Below are 18,404 nucleotides of genomic sequence, written 5' to 3'. Positions count from 1 at the left end.
AATAAATGTCTACATACGTCAATTCAGACTGCCTTCGGGGCGTCACTCACCTATAATCCGACATGACTATAACTACAAATAGACGAACGTCGATCCAATACACTTAACCCTTTTTCATAATCAGAACCAGCGTGAGAGACTCATGAAAAAACGCCCACTCGGTATTCCTTTTTCGCATTATCTTTATCGGTCACAAAGCTCAATGAAACCAGCCGTCTGGTTCACAACCTCCATAGCAGCACTGGTATTACTAACCGGCTGCGGCGACAAAACCACCAATACAACAACAGACAACAGCGCGCAAAGCAGCAGCGCCGTTAGCAGTGTTGCGTTGAACATTACCCGCATCACCCCCGAAGACGCCAAAAAAACCGCCGCCACCATTGAGTCGCAAGTGGAATTAAAACTTGCAGATGGCATTACCGGCGAACTCTGGGCCTCTGAAAAATTAATGGGCGATACCGTGGCCATCCATGTGGATGACAAAGGCCGCATTTGGGCGGGCATCACCCAACGCAGCAATAATTCTGAATTTGATATTCGTGGCTATGCCGACTGGGAGCACCCATCCGTTGCGTTTAGAAATATTGAGGACCGCCGTGCATTCCTCAAAGCAGAATTGGCACCGGAAAAAAGCGCACAAAACAAACGCATTCCTGATCGCAACAAAGATGGCAGCCATGACTGGCGCGACTTGACGGTCATGAAAGAGTCGGTTATTCGCCTGGAAGATACATCCGGCAGTGGCAAAGCCGATTTTGCGCAAACCGTGGTGGAAGGTTTTAATACGGAAGTCACCGATGTGATCGGTGGTATGTATTACAGCGATTTGTTGGATGAATTATTTGTCAACATCGCACCTGATTTCTGGAAGCTGAAAGACACCAATGGCGATGGCCAGATGGACGAGAAAAAATCCCTCGCCCATGGTTTTGCCGTGCACATTGGTTTTAGTGGCCACGGCATGTCCGGTGCCACGATGGGGCCAGACGGAAAAATGTATTACAGCATGGGCGATGTCGGTACAGTCGTTACCGATGCTACAGGTAAAACCTGGGATTATCAGGATCAAGGCGTGATTGTGCGCAGCGAACCGGACGGCAGTAATTTCGAAGTCTTTGCCCACGGTCTGCGCAATATTTATGAATTTTCGTTCGATAAATACGGCAACTTTATCAGCGTGGATAACGACGGCGATCACGTCGGTGAATACGAGCGTGTAGTGCATTTGATTGAAGGGTCCGACACCGGCTGGCGCATTAACTGGCAGCTGGGTAAATACAAAGACCCTAAAAACAACAGCTACAAACCCTGGATGGATGAAAACTATTACACCCCGCGCTTTAAAGACCAGGCCGCGCATATTCTTCCACCAGTCGCGCCTTATTACGCAGGCCCCACCGGTATGACCTATAACCCCGGCACCGCGTTTAACGATAAGTGGAAAGATCACTTCTTTGTGGTGGAGTTTGTCGGTTCAGCGGCACGCGCCGGTATTAATGCGTTTACCCTGAAACCCAAAGGCGCCAGTTTTGAACTGGATAAGGATGAAAATATTTTCCGCGGTGTACTCGCGACCGGTTTGGATTTCGGCCCGGACGGTGCCATGTACATGAGCGACTGGATTGAAGGGTGGGGTTTAAAACAAAAAGGCCGTGTATGGAAATTGGATACACCCGATACCGCCGGCAATGCGATACGCAAAGAAACCCAAACATTACTGGCGGAAGATTTACGTCAACGTAGCGCTGAAGATTTAGTCACGCTATTAAGTCACGTCGATATGCGCGTACGTCAAAAAGCGCAATTTATTTTGGTGGAAAAAAATGCACGTGCCCTGCTGGAAAACCAGGCGCAAAGTGCAACAGACGAATTTGCGCGCATCCATGCCATTTGGGGCCTTGGGCAATTATTGCGTAAAGATGCCAGTGTCGATGCCGTGTTGATTGCTTTATTAAAAGATGCCAACAGTGAAATGCGTGCGCAAGCCGCCAAAGTATTGGGCGATGCCAATCACGCACCGGCCACTGAATCATTATTGCCGTTGTTGAGCGATGAAAATCCACGCGCGCAACTTTATGCGGCACAAGCCTTGGGTCGCATTGGCGATAAAACTGCTATCGCGCCTATAGTTGCTATGCTCGCCGCCAACAAGGATGAAGATGTGTATTTGCGACAAGCCGGTGCCATCGCCCTGGCACGTATTGGTGATGATGCGGCGCTTGGTGAATTGGCAACACACTCATCGGAAGCTGTACGTATTGCTGCCGTGGTTGCTTTAAAACAAATGGCCAGCCCTACCCTCGCCGCTTTTCTTAATGATAAAAGCGAATACGTCGTGACTAATGCCGCACGCGCCATTAGCGATGACACTTTAGTGACCGACGCCCTGCCCGCCCTGGCAGCTTATTTGGATAAACCCACGTTTACCAACGAGCAATTATTACGTCGCGTCATCAACGCGAACGTTTATGCCAAAAGCGAAACCAACACTACCGCCGACAATGCTGAACGTTTAATTCGTTTTGCGTCACAGCAAAAAATGGCCGGTGTTCTGCGCGCCGAAGCGATCCATGCCTTGGCAAGTTGGGGTGAAACCTCCGCCTATGACCGTGTGACCGGTGCTTATCGCGGCGCCGTAAAACACCCCGAAAGTGAAGCAATTGCAGCACTGAGTGCTAACTACAACAATCTCCTGGCGGACAGTGACGCAGAGGTGCGCGAAGCCACTGTGCATGCAATTGCCGGTTTAAATATCCGCGCAGCCAAAAATAATTTGGTTACCCAGCTAAGCAAAGATCCTGCACCTGAAGCACGTATCGCCGCGCTACACACACTGAAAAAGTTCTCGGTCGATAATATCGGGGATCTGGTTTTTGTCGCCATGAAAGATAAAGACCAAAGTGTACGCATGGCGGCACTGGCCATGGTTCCCGAGTTGGATTTACCGGTACAACAAGTGGTGGAAATGCACAGCCTGTTGTTAAAAAACGGCACCACCGGTGAACAGCAAGCTGCACTCCTATCGCTGGTCAATGTAGAAGCACCGGAAGCAGTTGCGGTATTTAAAGATCAAATGACCCAACTGATCGCCGGAAAAATTGCACCGGAAGTGCAGCTGGAATTAATTACGGCTGTGGAAAAAATTAAAGCACCGGAATTAACCGAACTGCTCACCACTTACCAAAACAGCAAAGACAAAACCAACCCACTGGATATGTTCCGCGAATCTTTGTACGGCGGTGATGCAGAAAAAGGCATGAATATTTTCCGCTACAGCAATACCGCACAATGTGTGCGCTGCCATATGGTGGGAACTCGCGGCGCCAATGTCGGCCCGAACTTAACGACCATTGCCAAAACCCTGTCACGCGAACAATTACTGCAAGCGTTGGTTGACCCGGGTGCACGTGTGGCACCAGGTTTCGGCCCGGTATCCGGTATGCCGCCCATGGGTATGTTGTTAAAAGCGGACGAGATTCGCGATGTAGTGGCCTACCTGTCTACACTCACTGAGGAAGTACAAGAAGGTCACTAATTTCACACTAACTCTCGTTATTTATTTTTATCCCTCGGCTAAACCGGGGGATTTTTTTATCTGTGAAATTTTGCCATCCAGATTAATTAGACTGAATACAACATAGCGCGCCAATAAATCTCAAAGTCAGAGTTATTACTTTTATGTTTGTTAAGGCGCGCGTAGACTCGCGCGAATAATAATAAGTTGTACGATTCGGTCATTACCTATCTAGCACCTTCCGGTGCTGTGTCACAACATTTATCCAAAAAATGATAGGGAACAGCTATGAATAATAAATTTTTCAAACCACTACAACTTTCCACTCGAAGCAAACAGCGGCTGCTGATTAGTGCGGCACTCATTGCACTATCACCTGCATCCTGGGCGGCTTGCACCTACACCGTCACCAACAACTGGGGCAGCGGGTTTACCGGCGAAATAAAAGTAACTAACGACACGGCTCAAACTGCAAATAATTGGTCTGTGTCTTGGCAAGAACCGAATGCAACAATTACCAATGCCTGGAACGCCACACTCAGTGGCTCCAACCCCTATAGCGCAACCGGTTTAAGTTGGAATGCAACACTTGCAGCGGGTGCATCCGCCAGTTTTGGGTTTCAAGCAAATGGCACCGCGGGCGCACCCAAAGTGAATGGCACTTTATGTGGCAGCACCAACGCGTCATCTGCACCCAGCAGCATTGCGCAGTCCAGCGCGGTGAGTTCAGTAAGGTCCAGTGTTGCGCTATCCAGTAGTAGTCGCCCCGCAAGTTCTTTGGCAGCAAGCTCTTTAGCAACTAGTTCCAGTACGACAATTTCGTCGCTGGTAATTCAAGAAGAACAAGCTGGTTTTTGCCGTGTGGATGGCATAGCCACCGAGAGCACCAATGCTGGTTATAGCGGTAACGGCTACACCAATAGCAACAACGTGCAAGGCGCTGCTATCGAGTGGGCTGTTAACGCTACCTCAAGCAGTCGCCACACCTTAACTTTCCGCTTTGCAAATGGTGGAACCGCTAATCGCAATGGTTCTTTGTTAATTAATGGCGGCAGCAATGGCAATTACACACTGCAATTGCCCCCAACCGGTGGCTGGACAAATTGGCAAACAGCGAGCATCGAAATTGATTTGGTGCAGGGTAACAACCTGTTAAAACTCACATCGCTGACTGCTGACGGTTTAGCAAATATAGATTCACTCACAGTAGCAGGTGCACTGACTGCAGCAGGCGTTTGTGGTACGGGTGTTGGCAGTAGTTCTTCGTCGGTGAAATCCAGCTCCAGCGCATCAACCAGTTCGGTAGCAAGTTCAGTTGGCACAGCAAGAATGCTTACATTGGATGGCAATCCGGCTGCCAGTTGGTTAACCAAATCTCGCACCAAATGGGCGGTCTCCCGCGCTGATGTAGTTTTGTCTTATCAGCAAACCAACGGCGGCTGGCCGAAAAATCTGGATTACAACAGTGTGGGCAGCGGTAGTGGCGGCAGTGAAAGCGGGACTATCGACAACGGCGCAACCATCACCGAAATGGTTTACCTCGCGGATGTTTACAAACAAGGTGGTATTACCAAATATCGCGATGCAGTGCGCAAAGCAGCGAATTTTTTGGTGAGTTCACAATACAGCACTGGCGCCCTGCCGCAGTTTTATCCATTAAAAGGTGGCTATGCAGACCACGCAACCTTTAACGATAACGGCATGGCATACGCATTGACGGTATTGGATTTCGCTGCGAATAAACGCGCGCCGTTTGATACCGATGTATTTACCGATGGAGATCGCGCACGTTTTAAAACCGCAGTAACCAAAGGCACAGAATATATTTTGAAGGCCCAGTGGAAACAAAATGGGGTATTAACCGCGTGGTGCGCACAACACGGTGCGACCGATTATTTACCGAAAAAAGCGCGCGCGTATGAGTTGGAATCATTGAGCGGTAGTGAATCCGTTGGTGTACTTGCGTTTCTGATGACACAACCACAAACCGCCGAGATAGAAAAAGCCGTACGTGCGGGTGTTGCCTGGTTTAATAGCCCCAACACTTATCTTGAAGGTTATACCTACGATTCATCGCAAGCGGAAACTAACCCCATAGTGCCCAAAGCTGGCAGCAAAATGTGGTATCGCTTTTATGATTTAAATACCAACAGGGGTTTCTTCAGTGACCGCGATGGCAGTAAATTTTATGACATCACCCAAATGTCACTGGAGCGTCGCACCGGTTATAGCTGGGGCGGCTCTTACGGTACATCGATAATTAGTTTCGCCCAAAAAGTCGGTTACCTTTAATAAAAAATCACCCTCCGTTTTTTAGGTGGAGGGTGATTTTTATGCTGGTTTTGAATTGACTAAGGTAAGACTAAAGTAAGAAAAAGCACTCCCCCTTTACACGATTAATAAACAACACCTGCCTCGACAAAAGCCTTATCCAAATAATCAACATTCTCCGATACATGGTACAACTTATCCTCAGGAATACCTGATCGCCGTGCTATGGCTGCCACTCTATTTTGATGATGGTAGGAAATATTGCTTAGATCGCGAGAAATAGGATCTTCATAGGCTTTTTGCGGTGAAATAATTTTCCACCCCTTACTTCGCAAATGCGCAATTAAATCTCCCAAAAACAAAGCCGCTGCGTCATTCTCGTGCAATAACAATACATGCTTTGGTGACTTCCCTAACGCTTTTCGGGCAACTTCGTCGTAGAACTCAATAGCGCTGAACAAGGTATCCACGTAAAACTTTTTGGCATTTTCATAATTGATATTCTTTTTATTTTCCGCCGCCTTCGCAAGTAGGTTGCTGATGTGCCAGTCGTAGTTGGCGATAGTTATATAACCGTCTTTATAGCCAAGCTCCGATAAAGAATCCCGAATTGCAAGAATGGAGGATTTATCCTTACCGCAATCCAAATAGGGAAAGCGGTGAAAAGGTAAAAAATTATTTTGGTTTTTGAGCAGCAAGTGGGCGCTCTTGGCATCAGCAATATAATTTTTTTTCCCTAACGCACTGGCTGATTGGTGGCTGTAACTATGGTTTGCTATGTGAAATCCGGCTGCCGCATATTGATCCAAACGCATCTGGGTGGATTTATTTAATCTGTCGGCCTGCACAAAAAACAGAGCATCCGGTACTTTTGCCTTTTGCAAAGCGGCAATTATTTTCTGGGTGCGCTCATTACCACTCATTAAAGCCGAATCTGGCGTAGGAGCATCATCAAAGGTGATGGCTAACTCTTTAGCGTGACAAAGTGAAGTTGCCGCTAAGATCCCCATGAATACAATCTGAAAGATTATTTTTACGTAAATTGCAGACATTCTTGCTAAATTAATACAATAAGCCTCATTCATAACTACTCCCTCTCGAACGCTATAGATATCTTTTTTACAACAGAAAAACGGCGCCCAAGGGCGCCGCTGTAACCACTATTTCATCAGCTTCTGTAAATGTGGCTCCAAGGCTTCCGCCCAGAGGCTGTAACCTTTTTCATTGGGGTGCAGCAGGTCAGGCATAATTTCTTTTGGCAGCACGCCCTCATTGGTTAAGAAAACGGAATTAATGTCTGTAAAAAACACCCGCTTGTTATCGGCGTAATCTTTAATAATCGCATTCACACCTTTGTTAATTAGGCGTAAACCGCCGTTGGGCTGTTCATCACGGGGGAAAATGGCCAGCATCAGCACTTTGGAATTAGGCAGACGTGCTTGCAGTTCCTCCAGTATTTTTTTAATACCTGCTGCAGTGTAGATGGGGTTTTCATAGCGATGGCCGGTGTTGTTGGTGCCAATCATCAACACAACCACCTTGGGCGACATGTTTTCAACCGCGCCGTGCTGTAAGCGCCACAATACATTTTCTGTGCGGTCGCCACCAAAGCCAATGGCAAAGGCATTTCTGTTGGCATAATTTTTTTGCCACACGGGTGCACCATCGCCCTCCCAACCTTGAGTAATGGAGTCACCAATAAATAATAAATCTATTTTTCCGCCTTTTTCAGCAATGGTTTTGGCTTCCATTCGTTTTTGCTCGTGACGTGGCAACCACCAGTCAATAGACCACCACTCATTCAACATGTCAGGGGTAGTCGAAGCAGTTTTGTAATCAGGGCATTCAAGCAAAGAAACATTTTTAGGTGCGTTGGCGAGCAACTCCACATTCGCAATAGATACACCGCCCTGCCCGCCCACGTCCAAGGCAAAAGGGGTAGTCGTTGCGCTAAAGTCGTCTTGCTCTTGCACAAAACAATTCAAGGGAACGTAAGCTTTGCTCCAACCTTTACCGCGCAACTCTCGCGCCGCCATGGTGAAAGGCACCACGCGATTACAGTTATCGGATTTGCATTTCATTTTAAAGGAAATACCGCCTTTATCGAGCTCATCGATTTTCACATCCAGCGCCAATACGCCGGTTTGCATCATTCCCGCCAAATTCAAAGGCGCAGCCGCTTCCAATGTCATGCTGGAGTACCAGGTATCCTTCCAGCTAAATCTCAGGGTATCAGACGCCTTTTTTTTACTGCTGGTTTGTAACTGGACATCACCTTTTGGCGTAACCAAATTAGTGCCATTAAATTTCAGTTGCTGGCCTGAGCTCTCTAGAAATATTTGCGAATCTTTAAGCGGCTTATCTTTGTAAATGGATATAACGTCCGCCGCGTTTGCACTCATTGATAACGCGAAGCTGGCGAATAAAAAAGCACTGCCTAACTGTTTGATATTTTTCATGTGTTGTTTATTGTGTTGTTTGCTGTTTTTTTTCTGATAAAGGTATTGCATAAATAACTGTGACGCTCCTTTTGGTTGATAACACAGGGTAAAACTCGAGATTACCGTTTATAAAAAGCCTGCCCGTGTCACTACAAAAGTGAACGCAGGCAGGAACCATTTATTTAGTTAGTGAAAAAGATGCCGCGGCCATTACCGCTGAAGAACACCCGACCAACCACATTGTGATCCGCCGCCAAGTTACCCATACCGGCATACTGGTGTTTGTCGTCATTGATACGCGTCCAGGTATTGCCGCCATCCTCGGAGCGATGCAGGCCCCAGACACCATCAATTACACCAATCACATAAATCCACGCTGAGTAAGACGCACCGGCTGGTGCTTTACCCAGAGCGATAGACGTTGCGCCATAGACATCCGGCGAATTGGTATTGGAGCCCCAGATTGAGGCAGCGGCGTTGAGTTTGGTCCAGGTAATACCTGAGTCGACTGAACGGAAAATGCTGTGGCCATCCACCAACCAGATATGACCTTCTGCATTCGGGTTCACGGCCATCGACGCATAACCAAAAAACTCAGGGCGCGCATTGAGGCTGGCGAACTGGCTGCTGGCAGTGAACGTGCTGCCGCCATCGGTTGAGGTGAAGAACTTGGGTGCAGGCCCCCACCAACCGCCACCGGAATCATAGGCATACACCTTGTTGGAGTTTTTGCGATCTGCCACGACACGATAACTGCGACCCCATCCCTCTGGCAGGGCTGGCAGGTTGGAGTAAGTCCAGCTGGCGCCGTTATTGGTGGTATAGGCAGGCACTGAATTGCTGGGCGCCCAGATCACATGGTTGGCTTTCATCACCGCCAGGCTGGAAAAATCCTGTTGGTTAGTCAGACCTTGGGGATGAAGCGTTGGGAAGGTATTCCAGGTCGCGCCTGAATCAGTGGAATAAAACGCGCCGGGATTCGCACCACCCCAATGGGCGCTGCCGATAGTGGCTATGTAAGAGGGGTTTTCCCATGCCATATCAGTAGCAAGACCATTCTTGAAGTTTGAACCTGTATTGCGGGTTGGTTTAACGGAGAAGTCAGTATGAACCAGGGTGCCTACGTCGCCGGAGCTATTCAACAAGCTGTAAGACGCACCGGGCGGTGGTGTCATAAGTGCCAGGGTAGCAACCTCTTCGATGCCGTTAACCTTTTCATTCCAGGTAGGTTTGGTTGCGGAAGCATTTTTGGTTTCCCATACGCCGCCGCCGTGTACAACCAGAATGTGTTCGGAGTTGAATGGGTTAATCTCAATGTCGTCCAGCCAGCCAGTAAAGCCCTCATTAGCGGGTATACGTGGCGTAGCCGAGCCAATCTCACGCCAGTTAATGCCTGCGTCATCGGAGATTTGTACTGTTGGTTTACCCTCCCAATCGCCCCAGGAATTGGTGATGCCCAGCACAATTCGGGTAGATGAACCTGTGCCAGAAACCGCAACACCACCTATGCCATAGTTGGTCCATTCGGTCTGCGTATAACTCCTGAGTGGGGTCCAGTTGGTTCCGTCGAATTTATAAAGTGTCGCTGGGCCGTCTGCACCCGGGCCGGTGGTTTTGGTAAAGACCACGTACATCATGCCGTCTTGGGCGCGTACCCAGTGCGGAATGTGATAGCCCTGTAAGGGAGTATTTATGCCAGTCCAACTTGCGCCACCATTGGTTGACTTGTAAACGCTGTGACTCAAGCCAGCCAGGGCAGCATAGTCAGGCGCAACGGCGGTATAGATGGTTTGGGTTGCACTGCCGCTGCCGGTGGTGCCGGTATCAAAAATAACTTGCTGTACACCAATCGGAGTGCCGCCGGAATTGTTGTCAATTTGGGACTGGTTCATCTGTAGCGAGGCTAAAGACTGCACTTGCTGCCAGTTTTGGCCGCGATCTGAACTCTTCCACAAACCGGCAGTGCGCGAGCCGTAGAACAGGATCGCCGGGTTATTGGGGTCAACCATCAAGCGCTCACCAATTGCGCGCCCTCTATTGTTGGAACCCACGGGGAAAGGCAGAGTGATGTACTGCCAGTTATCGCCGCGATCCGTAGAAATATACAAACGCCCAAGGTCAGATAAGTTCACGGTGACGCCGGTAGTCATGTACACACGACGATCATCGGTTGGGTCTAACGCGATACTTTCCGCGCCTTGATGAGAGCCATCTCTTACACCAAAACCGTCGGTCAGCGGTGCCCAAATGGCTGCCGCTGCATCCCAACGATAGGAGCCGCCGATATCGGTACGTGCATAGAGAAGATCAGGCGTAGTTGGATGAAATACCAAACCGGGAACATAACCACCACCACCGTATTTCACATTGGTCCATTTGGCGGTGGTGTTGATTGCAAAATTGTAGCTGGCCGTTTGGCCACAGGTATCGGTGAATACTGCAGAGGCGGTACAGCTTGCAGATGGCGCAAAGTACTGCTCACGTGAGCTGCCGCTGGTACCGCAGCCGCTCCAACTCCAGGTTCCCGTTGCCCAATTACCACCCGCGATAGGTTGAGGCCCCAAACCAATCGAGGTCCCGGATGCCACAGTCGCAGAACCGGTTTGGCTCCAGGTTCCCCCCACTTGCACATAAGGAACGACACTGGGTGTTGGACAACTGACAGCAGCCAAACGAGTTGCTGTCGCTGCGCCAGAATTATATTGGCCGCCAGTAGCGTTAAATTTAACCCAATACCAGTACTGGGTTCCGGTAACTGCTGCTGTATCAGAATAACTCCGGGCCGACGTGGCAGGAACTGCAATTCTGGTGCGGCCCGCCGGATTACTGTCGGTATCCCGATACAATTCAATGCGACTAAGAGATCCGCTTACCGTCCAGGAGAGATCAATACTGCTCGTTGATCCAGTCGCAGAAAGGCAAACCGTAGTACCGCCACCAGTCCCACAATTACTCTGGGCGAAAGCGACAGGTATTGATGTGAAAAAAACAAATAAAAAAGACAAATTGCTGATGGAACGCTTGTTAATGGCAAGCTTATTAATCAAAAGTTTGGAAATGAACCGCATGTAGCCTCCGAAAAGGTGTAGTGGGATTAATATCCATGAGTTGGAGAGGTACAGTTATTGTTATTTTTCTGCAAAAACTCTTATTCACGCCGACCGCGTTTCCCAGGGCTCATGGTGATACGCCTGATGTCTTTATTAGAAATAGATGCAGGCATTTTGAAGTTAACCCGGAATTTCGCCTGTTCATTAGCAATAAATAGAAAATAAGTACCAACATTTTTTCATAGCAATAAAAATTTAATTTTTTCTTAGTTTATGAAGGGAAAAATAGTTAAATCTTTTTTACAAAAACAAGATGTACCAATAAAAATCCCTACCTGTGTCCACCACAAAAGTGAACACAGGTAGGGACCATTTATTTAGTCAGTGAAAAGATGCCGCGGCCATTGCCGCTGAAAAACACACGCCCAACCACATTGTGATCCGCCGCCAAGTTACCCATACCGGCATACTGGTGCTTGTCGTCGTTGATACGTGTCCAAGTGTTGCCGCCATCCTCGGAACGATGCAGCCCCCAGACGCCATCAATCACACCCACTAGATAAATCCATGCCGAGTAAGCTGAACCAGCAGGTGCTTTACCCAATGCAATGGAAGTTGCGCCAAACACTTCCGGTGAATTGGTATTGGAACCCCAGACGGATGCCGCAGCGTTGAGCTTGGTCCAGGTAACACCCGAGTCGAGCGAGTGATAAATACTGTGTCCATCCACCAGCCACACATCACCTTCAACATATGGATTGACCGCCATGGAAGCCGAACCAAAAAACTCGGGGCGAGCAGTAAGGCTGGTGAACTGACTGCTAACAGTAAACGTGCTACCACCATCGGTTGAGGTGAAGAACTTGGGTGTAGGCCCCCACCAACCGCCACCGGAATCATAGGCATAGACCTTGTTTGAATTTTTGCGATCAGCCGCAAGGCGATAGCTGCGGCCCCAACCATCCGGCAAGGCCGGCAAGTTTGAATTTGTCCAACTTGCACCGTTGTTAGTTGTATAAGCAGGAACTGAATTATTGGGTGCCCAGATCACATGGTTGGCTTTCAAGACGGCCAAGCTGGAAAAATCGGCTTGATTAGTCAGCCCTTTCGGATGAAGCGATGGAAAGGCGGTCCAGGTCGCACCCGAATCCGTGGAATAAAGTGCCCCTTTGTTTTCGCCACCCCAGTGGGCACTACCGATTGTCGCAATGTAGGAAGGCGTATCCCACGCCATATCAGTAGCGATACCGTTAGCAAAAACGTGACCTGTACTACGAGTAGGCTTGGTCGACAAATCGGTATGAACATGTGCACCTATATCCCCGGAGCTGTTCAACAAACTATAGGAAGCACCTGAAGGTGGGGCCATGAGTGATAGAGTGGCCGTCTCTTCAATGCCATTGACCATTTCACTCCAGGTAGGTTTGGTTGCAGAGGCATTTTTGGTTTCCCATACACCACCTCCATGAACCACCAGAACGTGTTCGGGGTTACCCGGGTTAATCTCTATATCGTCTAGCCAGCCGGTAAATGAACCAGTCGCAGGAATGCGCGGCGTCATTGAGCCAATTTCGCGCCAATTCAGGCCCGCGTCATCGGAGATTTGTACGGTTGGCTTACCTTCCCAATCACCCCAGGAATTGGTAATACCCAACACGATTCGGGTGGACGAACCACTACCAGAAACTGCCACACCGCCTATACCAAAGCTGGTCCATTCGGTTTTTTCATAGCTTTTGAGCGGGGTCCAGTTAGTACCATCAAATTTGTAAAGCGTCGCAGGCCCTTCTGCACCTGGGCCGGTAGTTTTGGTAAAGACCACGTACATCATCCCATCCTGGGCGCGCACCCAATGGGGAATGTGGTAACCCTGCACAGGAGTGTTTACAACAGTCCAGGTTGCGCCGCCGTCGGTTGATTTGTACACACTGTGGCTCAAGCCAGCCAGGGCGACATAATCCGGAGCGACGGCGGTATAAATGGTTTGGGTCGCACTACCGCTTCCGCTAGTGGCTGTATCAAAAATGACTTGCTGCACACCAATTGGGGTGCCGCCGGAATTGTTGTCAATCTGGGATTGGTTCATTTTCAGCGAGGCTAAGGACTGCACTTGCTGCCAGTTTTGGCCACGATCAGAACTCTTCCACAAACCGGCGGTGCGAGAACCGTAGAACAGAATGGCTGGGTTATTAGGGTCAACCATCAGGCGCTCGCCAATTGCCCGGCCCCTGTTATTAGATCCCACAGGAAATGGCAGATCTACCCGCTGCCAGTTATCGCCGCGATCCGTAGAAATATACAAACGCCCAAGATCAAACAGGCTCACAGTCACACCCGTGGTCATGTACACACGTCTGTCATCGGTTGGATCCAGCGCAATACTCTCTGCGCCCTGATGGGAACTATCCCTTATCCCAAAACCGTCGGTCAGCGGTGCCCAAATGGCTGCCGCTGCATCCCAACGATAGGAACCGCCAATATCGGTACGTGCATAAAGAAGGTCAGGCGTGGTTGGATGAAATACCAAACCGGGAACATAACCACCACCACCGTATTTCACGTTGGTCCATCCGGCATCCTCGGAGCTTGACGCACTGCTTGAAAGGCTCGAAGCGCTGCTCTCACTTGAGGCGGTCATTAAGCTGCTTGAGCTTGCAGAGGACACCACCGCTGAACTACTGGATACAGACGAACTGGATGCAGGCAAGCTGGACACGGATGAACTCGATACAGAAGGGGCACTGGTTTGGGAAGAGCCTGACGAACCGCCACCACATCCAATCAGCATTCCACCTGACATGGCCAGGCACAAATACAGGCTTAATTTTGTTTGAATCATAAAACACCATTCATTATTGGTTATTTGTAAACATCTGAAGTGCACTGAACACTTAGGCGTGTTATCACGACATAAACCTTCCATTGCATTAGTTGTATTCATGCGCGCACACACAAACCCACAACGAGAATGCGGCTGGGGCCATCCACGGCGAATCAATATGATTTAGAAAAGAAAGGCGGCTTAGGTATCTCAAGCAGGATGATTTAATAGCACTAACAAATTCTTGTTATTTTTTTTAGAAGTTTTGTTAGTTGAAAGGCTTGTTAACTGACTGTGAGGGGCTAATTACCAGGAGGACTTGCGTTATAAACTCCTCCCGGTAAAAGACTCTTTTAGAGGGCCGTGCGGTTGCCTAGCGGTTACCAGTTTGCTTGATTAAACCCAAGCGATAAGGCAAATCCGTGTAGCTCACGTTGGAGTTTGGATCTACACCCTGATAAAGAAATTGCATATTGCAAGGATTAATCGTGAGTGTTTCGTCGTAACCGGAGCGAATCATTTCGCCATGACTGATATCTCTGGTCCACTTCTCCCCTTCAAAACTCACGTTAGCCTCGCCGGCAAAAGGAGCTGATTGGCTATCCGCCAAGGGAGTCCATGGGCCATCCAAACTGGTTGCCGTCCAAGATCTAAAGTAACGAGGGCCGTAGGCCTCTACCAACAGCAAATAAAGGTCTTTGCCTTCTACCTTATAAACATTGCTTGCCTCGAATAATTTTCCCACCTCGTCTGACATGACAATTTCATAGCCAGAGAAATTAGGGAAATTATCGATAGATGTTTTTGAGCGATAGAGATTGCCATCATCGCCAGAGAAAAATAAATGGCAATCGGCCTTATCACAAATCACCCAGTAATCCAAACCGATATTCAAGCCGTTAGCCAATAGCGGTTGTGGAGTTGTCCACGTGTCCGGATTGCTTATATCTGTATTAGTAGAATATTTGGCGCCCCATTGATAAATGAGGTACCACTTGTTGTGAGGACGAAAGAAGAATACCTGCGGGGCAACAGCATTGCCGGTAGGTTTATCTTCCAGCGATATTTGCGTAGCAGAGCCAGCGTTGGAAAAATCGTTAAAATTCAAATAAACCGAACCCCAACCTTTGCGACTGATATCAAACACCGTAGCAAAAACATGGTATTTGTTATCGTAAAAAACGATGGTTGGATCTTTAATGGAAATATGGTCAGCGGACTGGGGCTGAATCAAGGGCCCGGAAGAAACCCAGGAAAACTCACTTGGTAAATCACAGTTTGCTGTAAGAGACTGGCTGGAGACACTGGAGGAAGATTTACCCGTCGCATTGCTCGATACAGTGCCAACCGCTCCTGAACTTAAAGAGCTTGAGGAACTTGTAAAACTGGCGCCCCCACCTTCCCCGCACCCACTTAAAAATGAGGCTATTGATATGAGTACACAGGCACTCGGCTTAATAAAAGAACAATAACTAGACAAGGATTTTTTTGGAAATGAATGTTTAATATTCACTAGATATCTCTCACTTAACAACATATAAAATAAGGCTCCCCATGATTTAAATGAGAAGCCAATATTTACTACGACCTCAATAATTATTGTTTTAACAAGAAAACTCTTGAAACAAAAAAAGTAAAAAGGAGTATTAGAAAATATATACCAACGGAACCCCCGCCCGATTTTGATGTAGACGCAGGAGCGGTACTTGAATGAGATGACGAGCTGGAAGAGCTGAGAGGAGTACTCGCTGCAGAGCTGGATGAACTTGTCTCAGCAAGGCTCGAAACAGCGCTGGATGAACTGGTCGCGTCCACGCTGGAGGACGAACTGCTGCTGATGTCTACCGATGAAGAGCTTGAATTATCATTAGAACCATCGGTTACCAATTTTCCATAAATAATTCCCCTGCCCGCTGTGCTCATGTACACAGTACCAAAGGTATTCATATCGCCCAGTATAAAATTACCATTGCCGGGGCCACCAAATTGGTGAGTTGAATCATTAATTCTCAACCAACTGGTTCCTCCATCAATGGAGCGGAATATGCCGGAAACGTTATTAATAGTTCCCCAAATATAAATCGCGGGAAAATTATTACCCTGAACAGCCTTTCCAAAACCGACTGCCTGCGCAGCACTGACACCGTTAACGATTGTGAAATTAGCACCAGAATCTGAAGACTTCGCCAATCCATTATTTCCCAGCGCTACCCACACGCCGCCCTCAATGCCGGGAACCGCCCGAATAATTTTGGAACCGTTTGACGATGGTAGGGTTCCCATTTGCTGGAACGATACACCAGCATTCATGCTGACCATCATTTTATTGCCATTGAGTGCATAGAGTTTTTGACTGTTGACAGTATCTGCAACAACTCTGGCGTGAGTCATAGATAAGCCTTGAACCGCAGTCCAGGTTTGCCCCCAATCTTTAGTGTAATAACTCGATAATATTTCCTTGTTATCCGTCGTAGATCCCGGGCTATAAATCAGGGTTTCGCCATCGGCAGTGAGTGTGGCGTGACCGCGAATACCGTTTGAAAAATTTATTTGGGTCCAGGTTGCAGCCGTATCGGTGGAGTAATACAAAGAATTCCCCACACGAACCATTAAGCGTGGATCATTAAATGCAAAAGTAATACTGGATGAAGTTCCCATGCCAGGCTTATGAATCGGCGCATACTGGGCTACATCGGTGTGGACAAAACCATCGTAATCACCAATCACCGAAACCGCTGGGCCACCAGTTATGCTTACCAAATCCAGCGGCACAGTTTCCTCAATACCTTTCACCCAAAACGACCAGACAATTGGTGATGCATCAACATCCTGCGCTTTAAAAATACCGTTGCCCGAGGTGACATAAACATTTTTAGTATCAAACGGATCAAACTCCAAGGAGCCCGCCCAGTGAATAGAATGGCCAGCAACCCAATCAACACCTTGGGTGTCGAGTGAGACCCCATTGGTAATTAAATTCGTCCAATTTTTCCCACCATCGCGAGTAGAAAATATTTGATCGCCCCAAGCGCTACGGCCATCCATTTCATACTGGAACATATAGGTATTACAACTGGAAACGATAATGCGGTCAGCATCATTTGGATCTACCGTGATGCCACCAAACGCGCGGGAGAAATTCGCAGGTGTGATATTGGTCCAGGTATTCGCGGCCGGAGAATATTTCCAAACTTGCCCCTGATCCATAGGTTCAGGCTGGGAATTGTTCCCATGGGGGCCTGCACCATTAGCATAGGTAATTAACAAGTCCCCGCGCTTATCAAAAATGGCACGCTGAGGCATCAACCCGGCGGGGCCTCCACTGATGGCAGTGAATGTTTGGCCTGCATCGGTGGAACGGTAAAAATTAGCACCCACTGAAGGGAAGCGGGAAACACCAACAAATATATTTTTTGCTGCACTACCTTGCTCAGTGGAACTGTCCAGCACAACAAAACTGATCCCGTTCTCATTAGGCGTAGTAGTAAGGTTCAAGCCACTTAACCTGGACCAGTTAATGCCCGCATCAGTAGATTTAAATAAACCATTCCAACGAGTACCGGTATAAAGGATGTTGCTATCAATAGGATCGACAACCAATTTTTCGCCGGTTTGCCTTCCCATTCCATTTCCATGGGCCTTGAATTGGTTGGAGATATCAATAACTTGAAAAGTATTTCCATAATCATTGGATTTTAATATCGCGGACTTGCCGCCATTAAAATAGGAAATACCCACGAGCATATAGAGCTTCGCGGAGTCCTTAGGGTCCAGTGCAAGGGATTCAACACCAAGGTAGCCAACCTGATCTTGCGAAACCCAATCTGTTAAAGCTATCCAACGCGATTGGGTTTTATCCCAACGATAAGCGCCACCTACATCGGTACGCGCGTAAAACAAGCCCTGCTCTGTTTTACTGGGAATTACGGCATTGACAAAGCCACCACCGCCCATAGAAACCGCATCCCACTGATAGTTATCGGCGTGACTGTAGGCGATAAAAGTGCAGATGGCCAATATCGATATTGAAGAGACTAGTCGCTGTAGCATTTTCATTATTAGTATCCTTGGATTCAGTAACGCAAATCGTTTTTGGAAATACAGAACATCCAGAAGAAAAAGCAGATGTAGTCAGCAAGCAAAATCATAGATACCTATCCGAACTACACCTGATAAAACAGCTTCCCTGCGAAGGGGAGAAAATCGTTCCAGTCGCTTACGCAGTAAACGACATTAGGATGCTACCTCACTGAAACCAACCGGAATTAAAAACAAGTAAAAATAACTACAACTAAAAATTATTA

At 48.1% G+C, this 18,404-nt stretch carries 8 protein-coding genes; 2 read left to right on the top strand and 6 right to left on the bottom strand.

The features are described 5' to 3' along the window. The first annotated feature begins 142 nt into the window (after positions 1-142). Together O59_RS07685 and pelA are read left to right on the top strand one after the other, a co-directional pair. Positions 143-3,538 carry a HEAT repeat domain-containing protein gene (locus tag O59_RS07685; protein ID WP_007641239.1) on the top strand — a complete coding sequence of 1,132 codons (3,396 nt, stop codon included), beginning with the start codon at positions 143-145 and terminating at the stop codon, positions 3,536-3,538. A 267-nt stretch (positions 3,539-3,805) separates the two neighbouring features. Further along, on the top strand, positions 3,806-5,809 hold the full coding sequence (pelA, locus tag O59_RS07680) for a pectate lyase (protein WP_007641238.1): 2,004 nt from the start codon (positions 3,806-3,808) through the stop codon (positions 5,807-5,809). Between the two features lie 104 nt (positions 5,810-5,913). Here the strand turns inward: pelA and O59_RS07675 are convergent, their stop codons facing one another. From O59_RS07675 to O59_RS07645, 6 genes are all read right to left on the bottom strand, one after another. Beyond that, positions 5,914-6,873, bottom strand: a complete 960-nt coding sequence (locus O59_RS07675; RefSeq protein ID WP_040391707.1) for a polysaccharide deacetylase family protein — start codon at positions 6,871-6,873, stop codon at positions 5,914-5,916. A gap of 75 nt (positions 6,874-6,948) precedes the next feature. Next, positions 6,949-8,247 (bottom strand): GDSL-type esterase/lipase family protein, encoded by a 1,299-nt coding sequence (locus O59_RS07670; RefSeq protein WP_040391989.1) that lies wholly within the window; start codon positions 8,245-8,247, stop codon positions 6,949-6,951. Positions 8,248-8,411: 164 nt separating this feature from the next. Continuing rightward, entirely contained in the window at positions 8,412-11,297 is a 2,886-nt protein-coding gene (locus O59_RS07665) for a dockerin (protein WP_232283052.1), read from the bottom strand. A 355-nt stretch (positions 11,298-11,652) separates the two neighbouring features. Then, positions 11,653-14,118: a dockerin gene (locus O59_RS07660; protein ID WP_232283051.1), complete on the bottom strand. Its 2,466-nt coding sequence runs from the start codon at positions 14,116-14,118 to the stop codon at positions 11,653-11,655. A 355-nt stretch (positions 14,119-14,473) separates the two neighbouring features. Further along, positions 14,474-15,637 carry a non-reducing end alpha-L-arabinofuranosidase family hydrolase gene (locus O59_RS07650; protein ID WP_081489669.1) on the bottom strand — a complete coding sequence of 388 codons (1,164 nt, stop codon included), beginning with the start codon at positions 15,635-15,637 and terminating at the stop codon, positions 14,474-14,476. A 59-nt stretch (positions 15,638-15,696) separates the two neighbouring features. Continuing rightward, positions 15,697-18,156 (bottom strand): exo-alpha-sialidase, encoded by a 2,460-nt coding sequence (locus O59_RS07645; protein ID WP_157152510.1) that lies wholly within the window; start codon positions 18,154-18,156, stop codon positions 15,697-15,699. Between the last annotated feature and the right edge of the window lie 248 nt (positions 18,157-18,404).

It is taken from the genome of Cellvibrio sp. BR (genome assembly GCF_000263355.1).
GTDB lineage: Bacteria > Pseudomonadota > Gammaproteobacteria > Pseudomonadales > Cellvibrionaceae > Cellvibrio.
Note: the sequence above shows the minus strand (reverse complement) of the source record. Positions and strands in the feature narration are given on the sequence as shown.

Excerpts from the sequence above, each read along its gene's own strand:
- O59_RS07660 (WP_232283051.1), bottom strand. The coding sequence starts at position 14,118 with ATGATTCAAACAAAATTAAGCCTGTATTTGTGCCTGGCCATGTCAGGT.
- O59_RS07665 (WP_232283052.1), bottom strand. The coding sequence starts at position 11,297 with ATGCGGTTCATTTCCAAACTTTTGATTAATAAGCTTGCCATTAACAAG.
- O59_RS07670 (WP_040391989.1), bottom strand. The coding sequence starts at position 8,247 with ATGAAAAATATCAAACAGTTAGGCAGTGCTTTTTTATTCGCCAGCTTC.
- O59_RS07685 (WP_007641239.1), top strand. The coding sequence starts at position 143 with ATGAAAAAACGCCCACTCGGTATTCCTTTTTCGCATTATCTTTATCGG.
- O59_RS07675 (WP_040391707.1), bottom strand. The coding sequence starts at position 6,873 with ATGAATGAGGCTTATTGTATTAATTTAGCAAGAATGTCTGCAATTTAC.
- O59_RS07650 (WP_081489669.1), bottom strand. The coding sequence starts at position 15,637 with ATGTTGTTAAGTGAGAGATATCTAGTGAATATTAAACATTCATTTCCA.
- pelA (WP_007641238.1), top strand. The coding sequence starts at position 3,806 with ATGAATAATAAATTTTTCAAACCACTACAACTTTCCACTCGAAGCAAA.
- O59_RS07645 (WP_157152510.1), bottom strand. The coding sequence starts at position 18,156 with ATGAAAATGCTACAGCGACTAGTCTCTTCAATATCGATATTGGCCATC.